Genomic DNA, 16,817 nt, shown 5'->3' with positions numbered 1-16,817 from the left:
CCACCAACCAGGCCAGAGCCCGGACTCAGTTGTTGCCGATCTTGGCCAGCAGATCCACGATCCGCCCCTGCACCTCCGCGCTCGTCGAGCGCTCGGCGAGGAACAGCACGGTCTCGCCCGAGCTCAGCCGCGACAGGTTGGCCGGATCGATGTCGGCGGAGGTGTAGACGACCAGCGGGGTGCGGTTGAGCAGCCCGTTCCCGCGCAGCCAGTCCACGATCCCGGCCCGGCGGCGGCGCACCTGCATCAGGTCCATCACCACCAGATTCGGCCGCATCTGCGCGGCGAGCGCCACCGCGTCCGCGTCCGTCGCCGCCCTCGCGACCTGCATGCCCCGCCGCTCCAGCGTCGCCGTCAGCGCCTCGGAGATCGGCTGGTGCTCCTCGATCAGCAGGACCCGCGGCGGGTGCTGCTCGCTGTCGCGCGGGGCGAGCGCCTTGAACAGGACGGCCGGATCGGCGCCGTACGCCGCCTCGCGCGACGCCTGGCCGAGCCCCGCCGTCACCAGCACCGGCACCTCGGCGGCGACCGCCGCGGTACGCAGCGACTGCAGCGCCGTACGGGTGATCGGCCCGGTCAGCGGGTCGACGAACAGCGCGGCCGGGTACGCCGCGATCTGCGCGTCCACCTCCTCGCGCGAGTGCACGATCACGGGGCGGTAGCCGCGGTCGCTGAGCGCCTGCTGCGTGGACATGTCCGGCGCCGGCCATACGAGCAGGCGGCGCGGGTTGTCCAAGGGCTCGGGCGGCAGCTCGTCGTCGGGCGGCGGGGTGCGGTCGTCGACGATCTCGACAGCGCCGTTCGGTCCGTCCAGCGGCTCCGGGCCCTCGGCGCCCTCGTCGGGGGCGCCGATCGCGAAGGCGCGGCCCGCGGTCTGGGGTGAGCCGGGGCGGTGCGGATGCGACCCCCCATGCGCCGGGCCGGGCGCCTGGCCGGGGCCGGGCTGGGGGCGCGGCTGGCCGCCGGGGGCTCCGGGGTGCGGCTGGGCTCCGGGGTGGGGCGGCTGCGCGCGGCCGGCCGGTTCCAGTTCGGCCGAGGCGGCCTGGGCCGCCGGGTCGGGCCGGGCCGCCAGCTTGCGCCGCCTGCCCGAGGCCCCGGCCGTGGCCGTGCCGCCGGACGGCGTCTGGGGCTGGCCCTGGGGGTGCTGCGGGTGCTGCTCCGAGACCTGCTGAGCGAACGGCACGCCCTGGCCCAGGGTCCGCACGCTGATCGCGCGCCCCTGCGAGGCGTCGGGGCCCGGCGCGGCCTCGGCGGGCAACTGCTGCGGCCGGCGCTGAGGCAGGGGCCGGGGCTGGGCCTGGGGCTGCGCGGCCTCGCCCGGCCAGGCGCCTTGCTGCGGCGCGACCTCTTCCATGGGGGGCATCCCGCCGGGCGCCGACTGCTCGTCGGCCAACGGCCGCCGGGCCCGCCGCCGCCCGGTGGGCTGCGGGGTGTCGTTCGTGTCGTTCGCGTCGTATGCCTCGTACGGGTCCTCGTCCGTGTCGTACGGGGCGTCCGGAGCCGCGGCTTGGCCGGTGGGGGGCTGGTTCCAGTTGTTCTGCGGTTGTTCGGGGGTGCGTGCGGCGGGGAGGGCGGGCATGGCCGGTCCGCCCTGGGCGGGCGGGGGCGTGCCGGGACCGGGGGCGGCCGGCCATCCGCCGGACCGCGGACCGGCGTTGGGCGGTACGGGGCCGCCTCGTACGGCGAGGCCGCCGCCCCTGTTCGGGACGGGGGCGCCGCCTTGGGCGGCCTGGGCGCTGTGCCCGCCCTGGGCACTGTGCCCGCCGTGCCCGCCGTGCCCACCTTGGGTCGCTTGGGTCCCTTGGGTCCCTTGGGTTCCTTGAGTTTCTTGGGGGGCGCCTCCGCGGGGGTCCCGCGCTCCGTGCTGCGCGGGGACGAGGCCGACGGGCCCGAGCTCCGGCGGAAGCGCGGACTGCGGGGTCCGGTCGGCCGCCGCGGGCGGCAGCGCGAACGGGGACCGGCCGCCGAGCAGGTCACTCGCGCCTTGCTGCTGGGCCTGGGGCTGGGGTTGCGCCTGAGTCTGAGGTTGCGGCTGCGCCTCGTCGGCCTCGGCTCGCCCGGGCGCTTCGGCGAGCGCGCGCCGGGCCCGCCGCCGTCCGGCGGGCTGGGCGGCCGGCTGGGCAGGGGGCAGCGGGCCGGGGCCCGTGTTCGAGCCGCTCGGGGGCTGGTCCCAGTTGGTCTGCGGTTGTTCGGGGGTGCGTGCGGCGGGGAGGGCGGGCATGGCCGATCCGCCCTGGGCGGCCGGGGGCGCGCCGGGGCCAGGAGCGGCGGGCCGACCGCCGGCCGGCGGGGCGGCGTCGGCCGCCGCGGGCGGCAGCGCGAGGGCGGACCGCCCTTGTCCGGCATCGGCGGGGGCGCCGCGGCGGGCCCGCCGCCCGGCCGGGGGCGACGGCTGGCCGGCCACGCCCTGGGGCGGCACCGGCCCCATCGCGGCGGGCTGGAGGCCGGGTTGCGGGTCGGTTTGCCGACCGGCCTGGGGGCCGGGCTGCGGGCCGGCTTGAGGGCCGGCTTGTGGGCCGGCGCCGCGGGCATGGCGATGTGCCCCCGAACCCTGGCCGTCGGTATCGGCGTTCGCCCTCGCGGCCGCCGGCTGCTGCTGCTCGTCGGGGTGGCGGCGGGCGCGCCGCCGCCCGGTCGGCCGCTGCTCCTCGGCAGCGGCCGGCTGCCCCGCGGCGGTGTTGCCGCCGTCGGGCGCGGGCGTCGCGGGCCCCGCGGGCGCGGAACCGGCGTGCGCGCCGCGGTGACCGGCGCCCTGGGTGCTGGGCGTGCGCGGGTCTGCGCCGCGTGCGGGGATCCCGCCGTCCGCGCCCCCGTTGACGCCGCTTCCCTCGGTCCCGGCGCCGTTCGTGCCCGCCCCGTTGGTTCCGTTTCCAGCGCCGTTGGTCGCGGTGCCGTTGGTCGCGGTGCTGTTCGTCCCGGCGCCGTTCGTCCCGGCGCCGTTGGTTCCGCCTGCGGCCGCGTCGGCCGGGCCGCGCCGCGCGCGCCGGCCCATCGGTCCCGTCGGCGTCTGGCCGGTGCCGGAGCCGTTCGTCCCGCCCTGGCCGGCCGCGGGGCCCGCACCGGTGTTCCCGGCGCCGGTGCCCCGGCCGGACGTGCCCCCCGACGCCGCGGCGGCGCCCTCGGCCTCCTCCGCCTGGGCGGCGGCGGCCGCGGAGATCGGCACCTCGAGGACGTAGGCGTGCCCGCCCATGCCCGGCATCTCATGCGTCTGCAGCACGCCCCCGTGCCGCCGTACGATCCCGCGGACGATCGGCTCGTGTACGGGGTCGCCACCCGCGTACGGCCCGCGCACCTCGATCCGTACGACATCGCCGCGCTGCGCCGCCGCGACCACGATGGTCGAGTCGCCCGTCGCGCCGCCCGGGCCCGCGGCCGCCTTGCCGGTGGAGTCGACCCCCGCCACGTCCGCGATCAGGTGCGCCAGCGCCTGCGCCAGCCGCTCCGCGTCAACCTCGGCCTCGATCGGCGGGGCGTGCACGGCGAACTGCGCCCGCCCGGGGCCGATCAGCTCGACCGCTCCCTCGACGCCGGCCGCGACGACCTCGTCCATCGAGACCGCGTGCCGGGTGAACTCCTCACCGCCCGAGTCGAGCTGCTGGTAGCTCAGGACGTTGTCCACCAGCGTGGTCATCCGGGTGTACCCGGCGGCGAGGTGGTGCAGGATCTGGTTGGCCTCGGGCCACAGCTGCCCGGCCGGGTCGTCGGCGAGCACGCCGAGCTCGCCGCGCAGCTCCAGCAGCGGGCCGCGCAGCGACTGGTCGAGGACGGCGAGCAGCTGGGCGTTGCGAGCGGCCAGCGCGTCGTACCGCTCGGTGTGCGCCTCCCGCTCCCGGGCGAGCTGCGCGGTGAGCTCCTTCCGCTCCTTGGCGAGCTGCGCCGTGAGTTTCTCCCGCTCCTCCGTATGGCGCGCGGTGAGCTTTTCCAACTCCTTCGCGTGCTCGGCCGTGAGGCTTTCGAGCTCCTCCGCGTGCTTGGCCACGAGGGTTTCCTCGGGCCGCCGGTCGGTGAAGGTCATCACCGCGCCGACGAGCTGCTCCCCGTCCCGCACGGGCGCGGTCGTCAGGTCGACCGGCACCGGGCTGCCGTCCTTCGCCCACAGCACCTGGCCGCGCACCCGGTACTTACGGCCGGAGCGCAGGGTCTCGGTGAGCGGGGACTCCTCGTACGGCAGAGGGGAACCATCCGGGCGCGAGTGGTGTACAAGAGGATGAAGCTCCTGACCGCCCAGGTCACTGGCCCGGTAGCCGAGGATCTGCGCCGCGGACGGGTTGACGAGGACCACCTTGCCCTCGGTGTCCACGCCGACCACGCCCTCCGCCGCGGCGCGCAGGATCATCTCGGTCTGGCGCTGCTGGCGGGCGAGCTCGGCCTCCGTGTCGAGCGTCCCGGTCAGGTCGCGCACGACGATCATCAGCAGTTCGTCGCCGGTGTAGCTGTACTGGTCGGCGTAAGGGGTCCGGCCGTCCTCCAGGTTGGCGCTGGTGACCTCGACGGGGAACTGCATGCCGTCGGTGCGCCGCGCGATCATCCGCGTCGGCTTGGTGCGGCCGGCCTCGTCCTGGTCGGCGGGGCGGCGCATCGAGCCCGGAATGCGATTGGAGTCGAACGAGGGGAGAAGATCCAGCAGACCACGGCCGACCAGCGCCGTTCCCGGCACCTCGAAGGTCTCGAGCGCGATGTGGTTGGCGTTGACGACCGTGCCGTTGCAGTTGACCAGCAGCAGGGCGTCGGGAAGGGCGTCGAGTATGGCTGCGAGGCGAGCAGCGCCTCGGGATGGCCTGCTGCTCACGACGACGCTTCCTCCCTGATGTACCGCACCTTGCCCGACACTCGCGGTCATTGTGCCGCCGCGTCCGTGGAGTGTCCTCAGGGAAGTCTACGGGCAGCGGGGGCGGACGCGGCGGTAGATGAGAGGCAGGTCGCAGCACGACGTACGCGTCTCGGCGCACGCCGGGACAAACCCCCTGGGCATGCTCTCTGGGCCGTTCTGTCCCAGTCCCGGCCAATCCCCAGGTCAGCTCCCAGGAAGGCGCAAAACAGCGGAAAATCTGTCCCACCGGGCGATCTCGCAGCCATTGATCCGCGAGAACCGCGCGTCCACCGGCCGCCCCGCCCAATGGCCGCGCAGCTGCGCGGTGGCCGGCCCCCCGTACTGCCCCGTGCACATCGCCCCGGGCGGCACGGGTGCGAACGGATTCCTCCCCCACACCGTCGCCGAGTCCAGCTGATCGCACGCCTCCTGTGCGGTCGGGTGCGTCCCTCCCGCGGGATGGCACTCCAGCGAGTACGTGACGGAGTCCGTGGCGCCGCCGCTCCGCGACACGGTCACGATCAGGTGATCAGCGCTCCCCTCGTCATGCGGCAGGGGCAGCGGCACGGGCGCGGCCCAGGCGGTGGCGCTCATCGCGGTGGCAGAGGCGGCCGCCGTGACGACGGCCACGGCAAGACGGTGCAGCAGGGGCATTGGGGCACTCCAGGTGTGATCACGACGGGGCACACTGCCCCTGCACCTCTAACGCGCCGCCCTCGCGCGCGTTGCGCCGCCATAAGGGCTTTGCGATGCGCCCCGCCAGCCGAGTACCGTAGGCCGCGATTGGTGACATCCCACTGGGCTGTGACATCATCTGCACACACCGCATCGCGCTCGCGCGTATATGCTCGGTGTGCAAGGAGGCTTCGCCTAGTCCGGTCTATGGCGCCGCACTGCTAATGCGGTTTGGGCCTTAAAGCCCATCGAGGGTTCAAATCCCTCAGCCTCCGCACTCACCGGAGCCCCGGCCCCACGGCCGGGGCTCCGCCGCGTTTCCCCACCCTCGCGTCACCCCTCACGCGCTCCCCTGCCCTCTTCATGGCCCACCCGGGCGATCACTCCATGGCGATCACCGGTGGCAGCCCCGACCCCTGCCCGCCACGGCTCCTCCTGCCCTGCGCGCAGACACTCCCCGCCGATCTTCCGACTGCCCGCCAAAAGAGAGTTTTCCCAGCTCAGAGGGGGTGAGGGAAACGGATTTCGTCTGACGCCGCAGGTCATGTAATGTTGTCCCCGCAACGCCGACCGGCAAGAAAAACCGCCGGGAAGCCAAGCGCTCGTAGCTTAACGGATAGAGCACTTGACTACGGATCAAGAGGTTGCAGGTTCGAATCCTGCCGAGCGCGCCCCAGCTCAGAGGCCCCTTCCAGTAATGGAAGGGGCCTCTGGCGTTACCGGTTGACGGCGGTCGTTGACGGCAACCGCCGTGCGCCTCAATCAGACGACGACCAGGCGGCCGGTCGGGCCGTCGTCGTCCTCCGGGCCGTTGCCGTCACGCAGGGCATCAGCGACGCGGTCGAAGGCGGTGCGCTGCGAGTCGAGGCGGACGAAGGTGTAGATGTCCATGGTCACGCGGATCGAGCTGTGCCCGAGGACTTCCATGATCATCCGGGCGTCGGCCCCCTTCTCGTGCAGCAGCGACGCGCAGGTGTGCCGGAGGTCGTGGAACCGGACGCGCCGGACCCCTGCCGCGTCGCACAGGAGAGTGAAGGCGCGGTTCAGATTGCGCGGCTCGATCGGAGTCCCGCGCTTCGTGGTGAACACAAGATCGCTGCGGCTGCCCTTCCATCTCTCACCAGCCGCCAGCCTGTCTCCATGCTGCTGAGCCCGGCGAGCCCGGAGGGCCGTCACGCATTCAGCGGGCAGCGCTATCCGCCGGGCCGAGCGCTGGGTTTTCGGGGCGGCGATCAGCAGTTGTCCGCCCACGCGCTGGATCGTCTGGCGGATGGTGACCGAGCCGTCCGCAAGGTCCACGTCCTTCCACCGAAGGCCCAGGACTTCACCGCGCCGCAGGCCGATCCGTACGGCCAGCTCGTATGCCGCCCAGAGCCGGTCACCACGCGCGGCGGCGAGGAGCTGACGACCTTCCTTCACCGTCAGCGGCTCTATCTCGCGCTTGGTGCCCATGCTCAGCTCGACGTTCTTGGCCACGTTGCGCGGTAGCTCGTCCTCACGCACCGCGTGTTCCAGCGCGGCCCGGAGCAGCACCAGGAGGAAGCGCACGGTCCGATCGGAGGGGTATGACTCGCAGCACTCGCCGAGCGCGCAGCAGCGGCGTTTCTTCTCCGGACGGGCCTTGTCCTTGTCCTGAGCGCAGCACTGGCAGGTGCGAGCGGTGGCGGTCAGGAAGGCCCGGATGTCCCGGGCGGTGAGCCGTGCCAACTTCTTCTTGCCCAGGCCCGGAGCGAGGTAGTTCCGCACGAGGGATTCATAGGCGGCGTATGTGGCCGGACGGACCTTGATGCGTGCGACGTTGGCCAACCAGTCCGTCAGGAACTCCCCCAGGCTCATCTTGCTTGTGGAGATGGGAAGCCCACTCTGGGATTCAGCCTTCAGCTTGGTCAGCTTGTCGTGCGCCTCATCCCACGTCTTCCCGTAGACGCTGCGCCGCCTGTGAGTGCCGTCTGCGGTGAGAACGTACGCGATCCCCTCCCAACGCCCGTCTCTACGCTGGTAGATGCTTCCGGCGCCGTTCGCGTTCTTCTTGCCCATCAGGCGGCCTCTCGTTCGGTCTGTCGGGTGATGTAGTCGTGCAGGGCGGTTTCGGTGATGCGGCGACAGCGGCCGATGGTCATGGAGGCCAGCTCGCGCGAGCGGATGAGGTTGTAGACCGTCCAGCGGCTGACCTGGAGTCGAGCGGCGACCTGGTCCACGTTGAGCAAGGCCGTCACAGCCAGGGGGCTCCTTCCGTCTTGAGGCGTTGGGCTTGGGCGCGGTCGTGGCGTATTTGGGCGGCGATGAGTTCTTCGCCGGGGCTGTAGCCGGAGGCGAGGTATTGCCAGTGGGAGAGGACGAGGGTGGTTTCCTCGCTCGTCTCGGGAGCTCCCGCGGGGCGTGCTTGCTCGGCGCGCCAGGCGCGGCGTACGTCGCGGAGTGCGCCGAGGGTGGTGGAGTAGCGGCGCGATTTGCTGGAGAAGTGGCCCCGGAAGCCGAGCATGTGAGCCCACTTCCAGAGCTTGAGGTCGGCGAATTCGGGCAGGTGGCCGAGGTCCCACGCGGTGCGGATCATCTGGCGGACGTGGCTGTGCACGGGCAGGTCCGCGATGGGCTCGGACTGACCGGTGCCCTCACACTGGCCGCACAGGTCCCGGAAGCCGTCGGGGCCGTGCTGGTAGCCACGTCCGGCGCAGTGCGGGCAACGAAGGGAGCGGTCCACGGTGCCGGAGTCCTCGGCGCTCTTGGTGGCGTACTTCGCGACGTAGGCCGCGACCTTCTGATCGGTCAGCTCACCGTCCCCGAGAGCGGCGATCTCCCGGATGTCGAGCTGATCGCCCCACCTCAGCTCGCGCTCCCCGACCGCCTTGGAGACAACGGTGAGCACGGCACGCCCGGTCGCCTCTTTGACCGCGTGGGTGAGTGCGTCGGTGGTCGCCCAGGCGGGCGGAGACTCGTTGCTGCCTTCCGGACCGTCGAGGCGGATGACGGCGTGGAAGTGGACCAGGCCGCGCCGCTGGTACTCGGCCACCTTGGCGAACGAGACCCGCAGCGCCGCGTTCAGCGCCTTCTGTGTCATGCCGAGGTGCGCGGCCAGTTCGCGGCGGAGGTAGGTGGTGAAGCGGGCCCAGAGCGCTCCAGCGTGCGCGTTCCACAGCACGGCCCCGGTGTAGTCGTAGGTGGCCGGGGACAGCGGCGTGCCGAGGGCGGGGTCATCGGTCGGGTGGCGGGTGCCACAGCGGCAGGCCCGGTTCTTGCCCGCGTCGGTGGTGCGGCGGTTATGGACCGGCCCGAACGACGGGGCGGTGAGCGTGACGAACACCCGGGGGTGCGTGCGGACAGCCTCAGGCACCGTCTTGCCGCCGGAGAGTCCGGCTTTGATCAGGTGGTAGGTGTCGGCCGCGTACAGGCGAGAGCAGGCCGGGCAGCGGGAGGCGCGGCGATTGCCGCAGGCGGTCAGGAGGCGTCCGGTCGGCTCTTCGGCCGTCGAGTACGACCGCAGCACGGTGTTGGTCGTGGTGTCGAGGGTCTGTGTGGTGCCGACGAGCTGAACCGGTCGGGTGCAGCCCCGGACGCGGTTGATCTGGTCGTGGACGCGGTCGAAGTCGGGGAGGTGGGCGAGTTCGATGAGGTCCCGCAGGGCCAGGCTCGCCACGTGGCGCAGGTCCAGGGGGCGTTTCACGGGTGCCGTCCTTTCTTGGAGAAGGGGAGGAGGGCCCCGAGCAGCGGCAGGCCAAGGCGTGCGGGTGCTGCTCGGGGCATGGCGAACCGGGCCCGGTAGGGCGGGGCGAGTTCGGATTGCCGGAACGGCCGGCACGGGGTTCAGAGCTGGGCGTGCGCGGCGGTGGCCAGGGGGAGGGCGACGCCGAGGCGGGTCCGGAGCTGGGCCGGGGTGATGGGCGCGCCGTGGTCGGCCTGGTAGGTGTCGGCGATGGTGCGGGCGGCGTTCAGCAGCGGCACGGGCACGGTGACCGCCGGAGGTGCGACCGGCGTTTGCTGGGCCGAGGCTGCCGCCGGTTCCGGAGTCGGGGCTGAGACAGGGGCCGGGGCGGGGGCAGGCTCAGCGACCGGCGCGGGAGCTGTCTCGGCCGGAGCCGGGTCCGGGGAGACCGCCGAGGCGGGAGCGGTGTGGGCGACAGCGTGGAAGTGGCGCAGGAGTTGCGGGCCGACCGCGCCCCAGCCCAGGAGGAGGAGCGGGGCAACCGCGTCCACGGCGGCGCGGCCGTAGTGCTCGGCGACGAGGGGTTCGGCGACGTTGAGCGCCAGGGTCAGCAGCCTGGACAAGTGCATCAGGCGCGTGGCCCCCTTGATCTGGTCGGCAGGAATGCCGCGCAGGGACAGGTAGCGCAGGGCTACCAGGAGGCCGACAACGGACAGGTCAACCATCGGGGCGATCAGCGGGGCGATCGGCCGGGGGACGCCCAGGCGCAGCGCGAGGGCCCAGACGTTGCCGAAGGAGAAGACGAACGCGAGGGCCGCGATGATCGCCATGACCACGGTCACGGTGCGCTGAGTGATCCGATCCTCAGACACAGGGTGTTCACCTCCTTTCGGGTGTCGGCTCGTCGAGGCAGTCACTTGGTGAGAAGGACCGGCGCTTCGGCAGGGCCGGTCAGTTGTTCGTCGAGGAGTTCGGCCGGGTCCCGGGTCAGGTGGGCGGTGTCAGCGGCGATGCGGGCCGCGTCGTCGTCGGCGACGTAGGGGGTGCGGATGCGGGTGAAGCCGGGTCGGCCCTGGTGGGCCATGGAGGCCACGCCGACATAGGCCGGGTCCTGGAGCGCGGTCGGGTTGGCGTCCGGCCAGTTCCGGATGTCCTCCCCGAGGGCGACCACGGCCGCCTCTGCCGTCTTCTGCGCGAAGGACAGGCCGACCGGGCACACGTCCCGGATGAAGGTGGGGATGGCATCCCCGGTCGCTTTTTGCGTCGCGATGATCACCAGGATGCCGACGCTGCGGCCCTTCTTCACCAGGTCCTCGACCAGCCGGGCGTTGTCAGCTGCCAGCGCGGCAAGCTTCTTCGTCTGCGCGTCGGACCCCTTGTAGTCGCGGAAGTAGGTGTGCGCTTCATCCACGATCAACACGGTGAGTGGCCAGCCAGCGGAGGGGCCGAGGTGCCACATGTTCTTGACGCCCAGCACGGCGCGGATGGACGCCGAGCGGTCCCGCCGCAGCTTCACCAGCCGCTTGAACAGCGCGTTCGCTTCTTCGAGGTCATCGCCGACGAACGCGAACATGCGTTGCGCCAGGTCGGCGTAGTCGCCCTCATGGGAGGAGGTCACCTTGCCGTCCGCTACGGCGTACTGGATCGCATCCGACGGGGCGGTGTCGCAGATGAACTTGTTGACCAGCGAGGTCTTGCCGAACCCGGGCAGCCCGGCCACCGTGACCCCGGGCACGTCCGAAAGGCTCACGTCGACCGGCTGGGCGTACTCGTCCACCCCCAGGCCCCACACCGCCAGTTCCTCAGGAACCTCGCCGGTGGGTATGTGCTCGGTCGGGACGATCAGCGGGTCAACCCGTACGCCACGGATCACCAGCTGCCCCGGCTTGTCGGGGAGGACCGAGACCCGCGTACACCGCCATGCATCAGCCAGGTAGGGGGCCGCCCGCTGGAACTCCGCCAGGCTGACCTTCGGCAGACACACCGCGCGCACTACCACGCCGTACCGGTCGGCGTGGACTTTGATCTTCGGGATGAGGACCCGGGGCTTGGGCACCTTCCCGTCCGGCGCCACGATCACCGCAGCCGGAGGAGTCTTGTCGGTCACCGACAACCCGGCCATCGGAGCCAGCCGACGCCAGCCCCGCCGCACCCGGATGGCTTGCCGGATGCTGGCCCGCGTCATCTTGTCGGCACGCACATAGCGCACCACCCACCACACGGCCCATATGGCGCTCAGGGCCAGGGCCGCCCCGGCCAGAGCCGGGGCAGACCCAACGATTTCGCCGAGAGTCACAGTCAGTCCTTGTTCTCGTAGAGGAATCGGTACAGGGAGATCCGCAGTTCCACCAGGTCACGACCGGATGCGATCTTCGGGTAGCCGTGCGACTCGACCACATCGAGGAGCAGGCCGTTGGTGAACCGCGAGTCGTCATCCCCGCTCTCCGGCGCCACCGGATAGACCGGCTCAGGCTTGGCGATCGTCACTTGACCAGCTCCAGCGCCGCCGCCCGGTAGGCGATCCCGTCGGACAGCTGCCCGTTGAAGATGCGCGCCCACGGCGTGGCGAACAGCTCCACCGGCCGGACCGGGAGGCCCAGGTTCAGCCCGTCCGGCAGACCGGACTTCGGAACGGTGATCTTCATCTGCTCCGCCCGGCCGTCCTCCATGAGGAACACCGTCAGCGTGAACAGGTCCTCACCGGTGTCACGGTCCTGGGCGATCTTGCCCGTCTCCTGGTCCGCGATCTTCGGCACCGGCAGCGTGCCGACCATGAACATCGTGGAGGGCAGCAGTCCCACGCGAATGCGCGCCATGTTTCAAACTCCCTTTCGGTATCCACCGCGCTCTGCGGCGGGTTCCAAGTAGAGCGCATCACTGCTAGCAGTGTCAACGGTGATTCCTGGGCTATCAGTGATGACCTGCGAGGAGGGCTGTGTTAGATGTGCTAACTCGGGCTACCCTGAGCCCATGAAGCCGCCAACGAACGACCCGCGCCCGCCGTATCGGCAAGTCGCCGACGCCGTTCGGCGCGACATCGAGGCGGGCAGGATCAAACCGGGCGAACAGCTTCCTTCCTACCGAGAGCTGGAAGAGCGGTTCGGCGTCGCCAGCATGACCGCCCGCAGTGCCGTGCGCGTCCTACGCGATGAGGGCCTGGTCTACACCGTCCAAGGACGCGGCAGCTACGTCGCGGATGCCGTCGGCCCCGGAGGCGAGCTGATCGAGGCCAAGACCCAGGCCGGGGGCCGGGCGGCAACCGAGGCGGAGCCTGGCCCGGACAGCACTCTGGCCGCCGGGTTCCTGACTGAAGCCCTCCGTGTGCTCCGTGATCAGCTACGCACCTTGAACGCCGAGGTCAAGGCGCTCAGGCAGGAAGTTGACGATCTGAAGGCGCATCAGAGCCGGGAGCGCTCGGCTCCCTGATCTCCGCGATATCGGCGCGCAGGGCTTCTACCTCGCCGTGCAGGCGTTCAGCCATCGATGCGATCTCTGCCAGTAGTTCGCGTTCTTCGTCGTTCAGCATCCTGTTCCCCCGTTCATGGTCTGCGCGGCAGCACGCGCCGTTCTCCTGCTGGCAGCACGCCTCAACGAGCCGATCACGCTCCGTTCTGCTTCCTTTCGGGCCCCGCTCCACTGGGCAGACTGACATGGCGCCCAGAGCGCGAGCTGTTCAAAGTTTCTTTACTGGATCAAGGCGGCCCGCTTGCGCGGGCCGCGCGCTGGCGGCCCGTGGCTGCCGCCCGCTCCTGTCTGCCGCCCCGCTCAGCGGCACCCCCGGCCCACTCAGCGCGCAACCCCACACCAGCGACCGACCAGAGGCAGTCAGCACCTGGAACAGCCGCCCGCGATGTGTCCGCCGACCGCAGCGGAGACGCCGAGGCAGCAGCACGACCAGGACCACGCGCCCGACCGGCCCCCGCAGCCGGAATCCGCGGTGACCCCGCCGCGAGGTCGAGGCCCGGTGGCTGGTGGCGGACGGCAGGAGAGTCTTGAGGCACCTCCCCGGTTCGGGTCCCGCGTCGGGCAAGGCCAGGGGGCCACTCGTGCTAATTGCGGGCAGGTCCAAAGCCTGCCCGAGTTGCCAACGAGCGTACGGCCCCCTGACCATGCCCGACCCCAAACCGGGCAGGACACCGCCCCAACACTCTCCCGCCGGCCGCGTGCCCACAGCGCGCCACTCCCCGGGCAAGCGCCGAGCCCGCCGCCCGCCGTCCCCCCGAACATCCCCCACGACTGTTCCCCTCGCTGCGAGTTGAAGTTGGTACTGGTGGGCAGCGCCGAACACGAGCACGACAAGCACCCCAGTACCATCGGTACCAGGGTCCTGAACAGGGACTCTCCGCCGGACCGCCCCACGCCTGCCAGGGTTAGAGGGGTGGTCCGGTTTCGTATGTGCGGTTGTTGTGCGCGGTCCGGCTCCCCACCTCGGGTGTGGCGAGTGCAGAGAGCCGGACCGCAGACGGCGGAGTGTGCAGGTCCGCCGCCACTCCCGAGGCGCAGTGTGTGACGTCGGTGAGGCGGGGGAGCTCACAAGGCGTGGGCTTGCCTCACAGACACTGAGCCAAGGGGAGTTGGAGGGCGAGGGCTACCAGGTCCTTCCCGGGGCGCGGCATCCCCCGCCCCGTCTCTAGGTCATCGACCGTGCCTCCGAGGTCACCCCGGAGTTGTCGAGCAGGAACTGACAGGTGTAACCGAGGCTCCGGACGTGCCAGTCGGCCGACTGCAAACCAGAGCCGAGCCCTTGACGGAGCTCATGAGGAATCAGGTCCAGCCTGCTCCGTTTCTGGTACCAGGCCACGGTTCCCCGGTTCAGGCGATTGATCCGCTTGTCGGCAAGCGGCATCAGCGCCTCAATGTGTTCCACCAGGGACTCATGCAGTTCGCAGAGTTTCTCGTATGGAGGCAGCGCCGTCCGCTTTACCACAGCACTGGCGATCGTCGTCTCAATCGCGCAGACGTCCACCTCGTCAACGTTCACGGCAAGCTCCCAAGGCCGGGCGGGCTTTGAACGGGAAGACCGTAGAAGCAAAAAGCAGGGTGGACCCGGAAGAATTTTCCGGGTCCACCCTGCTTTTTCGCGAAGTCAGCGGCTAATCAAGCGCACCAAGGCCCACGGCAAGCTCGCGAGCGTCACGTCGGGCACTCCGCTTGTGCAGCCGACGCGCCAAGTCGCGGGCGAACTCATGTGCGCGCATCTGCTCTGGCGCGGCCCTGTAGGCCCGCTTCAGATGATTGATGGCGTCGTCCGTCCTACCGGCCTCACCGTACGCCCGAGCGACATCCAGACGTGCTCTCGCGCGCCTCTCCGGGGGGAACCCGGCAGGGGGTTTCACTCTCGGAGCTATGTCGACAGCCTCTTGTACATCCTCGAACTCAAGCGCCAGCGCCAGCCGGTGAATCTCAACGTTGGTCGGACCGAACGCCGTCCACATCTCGTTGGCGTCTGTCCCGAGCCGATCAGCCGCCCGCTGAGCCTTCCCGATCATGTGGTCGGCCAGAGACCTGTCACGCACCCGCGCAGCCGCGACAGCTCCATTCAGATGAAGCGTTCCGTATAGGGAGAGCGAGACGGGTGAGGTCTCCCACCAGCCATTCGGCAGATCAACGTCAGCGTCCTGGGTGACGCTTACGGCCTCCGCCGCCAGTCCGGCACCGAGCTGGACGTGTGCCACGCACCGACGCAGCGCGACTATGGCATCCAGGTTTCCCGATGCATTCGCGGCTACATCGCCCTGATCGGCAGCCGTCCAAGCCAGATTCGTCTCACCCAGCTTGCGGAGGAATGCCGCCGTGACGTGGCACGTCAGGGCGAACAGCCGGAGTGCCTGCGCTTTGTCCTTTCCCGAGGAATACTCATGTGTCGCCATGCGCGCGTCAGCGAGAAGCGACGGAAGGCGGCCGGCCAGCTGGGCGTATTGGGAATCCTGGTACATGCCCCAGGCGTCGCTCACCTCCACGGTGAGGCGTTCCAAGCGAAGTGGCTCCCGGGCATCGTACAAGGAGCCAGCCAGCCGCCGGGAACGCATCAGAGCGGCGCGAATAGCGGGCACGCTGCCCGCATGATCTTTTTGATCGTCCAGGAGCGTCGGGGCCCCTTGCAAATCTTCCACATGGACCCGCAGGGCGTCTGCCAGGTCCGCCAGCATCTTGACGTTGTTCACCGGGATACGGCCCGCCTCGACCCGATACACCCAGTCCTCGGAGCGGCTGAGCAGTTCGCCCAGTTGCCACTGATGAAGGCCGCGACGCTTTCGGTAGAACTTCACGCGCTCGCCGAATGGGAGGCGGTCGGTCATGCCACGCACCGTTGTATCTCCTCACTCTTCTCAGCCGAGTGTCACACGCTGAGTCGCGTCCCGGTAGACACAGAGACCACGTTCAGCCCCTCAGGACCACGGCCAGTAGGGTCATGACATGCCCGAGAACGAGCAGGTCCAGCGGATGGCACGGCCACGCATGGCAGCAGGTGCGCTGTTCTGTGATGCCCAAGACCGTGTCTTGCTGGTCCGCCCCTCGTACAAGCCCATGTGGGAGGTTCCAGGCGGGTACATCGAGACGGGGGAGTCGCCCTTGAGCGCATGCCGCCGCGAGGTCGAGGAGGAGCTAGGCATCACTCCGCCCATCGGCTCGCTGCTGGTGGTCGACTGGGCGCCGAACGCTGCCGAGGGTGACAAGGTCCTGTATCTCTTCGACGGCGGAGAGCTGAGCCCGGGTGCGGCAGCGTCGATCAAGCTTGCGTCTGACGAGTTGCTGGCCGCCGAGTTCCACACGGCAGAAGACCTAGATCAACTTCTGATCCCACGACTCGCCCGCCGAGTGAAGCGAGCCCTAACCGCGAGGGCCCAGGGGTGTCCGGTGTATCTGGAGCATGGCGAACCGCCTGCCGAGGAGTCCGTCTGACGTCACAGTGCTTGTGGACTGTCCTGTGACACCGAACCTTGATCTCTTGCCACTGAACCTAACCGAGTGATCCGGCTTCCAGAGTCGCGGAGAAGGCGATCCAATGACTGAGATCAGAATGGCATTCACTAGCGACGTTGATTTCGAACTATTGCTCCAGCATGGCAGAAACGAAGGGTGGACTGCGGAGACGACTGGCGAGTCCCCAATCCCATCAGGTGAGGCCGCCGAGGACGGCGCGTATTTTTTCTCCTGGCGACTTGACCAAGGGGGGTCTGGTCGATTCGTTGACGACGAAGTGACCGAGGTGAAGTTCTTCGTCTTCAGCGGAGAAGTTAAAACCTCCACCATCACGAGATTTCGCCAGAGCTTCCCCACTGCTACCTACAAAGAATTTCTCGATCGCGTTGCGAACGACGTTCCACACGAGGATCAAGATCGCGCCCTTGAAATGATCGGTGCCATTGCTCCGCGCACCTACACCGACGCGGTCTACGAGTTCGTATCACGCGGGCTGGACGGCGACACGGCGTCTGTTCGAACTGCGGCGATTTCAGCGGTAATGCAACTGTCATGGCGGGAGTTTCGAGAACCATTGAAGCGAGTCGCGGATCACGACCCCGACCCCAATAACAGGGCTTACGCCACGAACACCTTGTATTCGTTGCCGCAGGGCTGACAGGCGGCCATGCGACGTCGGTGCGCAGCCAGCCAGCCAGCTCAGCCAGGCAGGGTCGGGGGCGTCGGCACGGGGGAGGGAGGTCGGGCAACCTATGGATGGGAGTCTTC

General features: G+C 70.1%; 14 protein-coding genes and 2 tRNA genes. 5 read left to right on the top strand and 11 right to left on the bottom strand.

The features are described 5' to 3' along the window. Window positions 1-25 precede the first annotated feature (25 nt). Window positions 26-4,789 carry a PAS domain-containing protein gene (locus ACFZDL_RS33365; RefSeq protein ID WP_353590214.1) on the bottom strand — a complete coding sequence of 1,588 codons (4,764 nt, stop codon included), beginning with the start codon at window positions 4,787-4,789 and terminating at the stop codon, window positions 26-28. 225 nt (window positions 4,790-5,014) lie between these two features. Beyond that, window positions 5,015-5,464, bottom strand: a complete 450-nt coding sequence (locus ACFZDL_RS33360) for an SSI family serine proteinase inhibitor (protein ID WP_353590215.1) — start codon at window positions 5,462-5,464, stop codon at window positions 5,015-5,017. Between the two features lie 205 nt (window positions 5,465-5,669). Here ACFZDL_RS33360 and ACFZDL_RS33355 point away from each other — a divergent pair. Together ACFZDL_RS33355 and ACFZDL_RS33350 are read left to right on the top strand one after the other, a co-directional pair. After that, window positions 5,670-5,760, top strand: a tRNA-Ser gene (locus tag ACFZDL_RS33355). A gap of 323 nt (window positions 5,761-6,083) precedes the next feature. Then, window positions 6,084-6,156 (top strand) — tRNA-Arg (locus tag ACFZDL_RS33350). 91 nt (window positions 6,157-6,247) lie between these two features. Here the strand turns inward: ACFZDL_RS33350 and xerC are convergent. From xerC to ACFZDL_RS33315, 7 genes are all read right to left on the bottom strand, one after another. Beyond that, the gene (gene xerC, locus ACFZDL_RS33345; RefSeq protein WP_353590216.1) at window positions 6,248-7,321 is read right to left on the bottom strand and encodes a tyrosine-type recombinase/integrase; all 1,074 of its coding nucleotides are present in this window, start codon (window positions 7,319-7,321) and stop codon (window positions 6,248-6,250) included. Window positions 7,322-7,521: 200 nt separating this feature from the next. Further along, a complete protein-coding gene (locus ACFZDL_RS33340) occupies window positions 7,522-7,701 on the bottom strand; it encodes a helix-turn-helix domain-containing protein (protein ID WP_353590217.1) in 180 nt (59 codons plus the stop codon). Next, window positions 7,698-9,146, bottom strand: coding sequence for a YuiA family protein (locus ACFZDL_RS33335; protein ID WP_353590218.1), 1,449 nt, complete (start codon window positions 9,144-9,146; stop codon window positions 7,698-7,700). Before ACFZDL_RS33335 ends, ACFZDL_RS33340 begins: the two co-directional genes overlap by 4 nt. Before the next feature lie 140 nt (window positions 9,147-9,286). Then, complete coding sequence (locus ACFZDL_RS33330) at window positions 9,287-9,997, bottom strand: DUF2637 domain-containing protein (protein ID WP_353590219.1); 711 nt, start codon at window positions 9,995-9,997, stop codon at window positions 9,287-9,289. Between the two features lie 41 nt (window positions 9,998-10,038). Next, the gene (locus ACFZDL_RS33325) at window positions 10,039-11,421 is read right to left on the bottom strand and encodes a cell division protein FtsK (RefSeq protein WP_353590220.1); all 1,383 of its coding nucleotides are present in this window, start codon (window positions 11,419-11,421) and stop codon (window positions 10,039-10,041) included. 2 nt (window positions 11,422-11,423) lie between these two features. After that, window positions 11,424-11,612: a hypothetical protein gene (locus tag ACFZDL_RS33320; RefSeq protein WP_353590221.1), complete on the bottom strand. Its 189-nt coding sequence runs from the start codon at window positions 11,610-11,612 to the stop codon at window positions 11,424-11,426. Continuing rightward, the gene (locus tag ACFZDL_RS33315; RefSeq protein WP_353590223.1) at window positions 11,609-11,941 is read right to left on the bottom strand and encodes a hypothetical protein; all 333 of its coding nucleotides are present in this window, start codon (window positions 11,939-11,941) and stop codon (window positions 11,609-11,611) included. Before ACFZDL_RS33315 ends, ACFZDL_RS33320 begins: the two co-directional genes overlap by 4 nt. Window positions 11,942-12,095: 154 nt before the next feature. Between ACFZDL_RS33315 and ACFZDL_RS33310 the strand changes: the two genes are divergently transcribed. Then, the gene (locus ACFZDL_RS33310; RefSeq protein ID WP_353590225.1) at window positions 12,096-12,551 is read left to right on the top strand and encodes a GntR family transcriptional regulator; all 456 of its coding nucleotides are present in this window, start codon (window positions 12,096-12,098) and stop codon (window positions 12,549-12,551) included. A gap of 1,204 nt (window positions 12,552-13,755) precedes the next feature. Here the strand turns inward: ACFZDL_RS33310 and ACFZDL_RS33305 are convergent. Both ACFZDL_RS33305 and ACFZDL_RS33300 read right to left on the bottom strand, forming a co-directional pair. Beyond that, entirely contained in the window at window positions 13,756-14,106 is a 351-nt protein-coding gene (locus ACFZDL_RS33305) for a DUF6415 family natural product biosynthesis protein (protein WP_353590226.1), read from the bottom strand. A 112-nt stretch (window positions 14,107-14,218) separates the two neighbouring features. Further along, window positions 14,219-15,424, bottom strand: a complete 1,206-nt coding sequence (locus tag ACFZDL_RS33300) for a helix-turn-helix transcriptional regulator (protein WP_353590227.1) — start codon at window positions 15,422-15,424, stop codon at window positions 14,219-14,221. Window positions 15,425-15,542: 118 nt separating this feature from the next. On the opposite strand from ACFZDL_RS33300, the gene ACFZDL_RS33295 reads away from it, so the two are divergent. Further along, window positions 15,543-16,028, top strand: coding sequence for an NUDIX hydrolase (locus tag ACFZDL_RS33295; protein WP_353590228.1), 486 nt, complete (start codon window positions 15,543-15,545; stop codon window positions 16,026-16,028). Between the two features lie 103 nt (window positions 16,029-16,131). Beyond that, window positions 16,132-16,707, top strand: coding sequence for a HEAT repeat domain-containing protein (locus tag ACFZDL_RS33290; RefSeq protein ID WP_353590229.1), 576 nt, complete (start codon window positions 16,132-16,134; stop codon window positions 16,705-16,707). Window positions 16,708-16,817: the final 110 nt, after the last annotated feature.

It is taken from the genome of Streptomyces sp. NPDC007917 (assembly GCF_042959105.1).
Taxonomy (GTDB): Bacteria; Actinomycetota; Actinomycetes; order Streptomycetales; family Streptomycetaceae; genus Streptomyces.
Note: the sequence above shows the minus strand (reverse complement) of the source record. Positions and strands in the feature narration are given on the sequence as shown.

Coding starts and splice junctions, on each gene's coding strand:
- ACFZDL_RS33290 (WP_353590229.1), top strand. CDS start 16,132: ATGACTGAGATCAGAATGGCATTCACTAGCGACGTTGATTTCGAACTA.
- ACFZDL_RS33360 (WP_353590215.1), bottom strand. CDS start 5,464: ATGCCCCTGCTGCACCGTCTTGCCGTGGCCGTCGTCACGGCGGCCGCC.
- ACFZDL_RS33295 (WP_353590228.1), top strand. CDS start 15,543: ATGCCCGAGAACGAGCAGGTCCAGCGGATGGCACGGCCACGCATGGCA.
- ACFZDL_RS33300 (WP_353590227.1), bottom strand. CDS start 15,424: ATGACCGACCGCCTCCCATTCGGCGAGCGCGTGAAGTTCTACCGAAAG.
- ACFZDL_RS33315 (WP_353590223.1), bottom strand. CDS start 11,941: ATGGCGCGCATTCGCGTGGGACTGCTGCCCTCCACGATGTTCATGGTC.
- ACFZDL_RS33310 (WP_353590225.1), top strand. CDS start 12,096: ATGAAGCCGCCAACGAACGACCCGCGCCCGCCGTATCGGCAAGTCGCC.
- xerC (WP_353590216.1), bottom strand. CDS start 7,321: ATGAGCCTGGGGGAGTTCCTGACGGACTGGTTGGCCAACGTCGCACGC.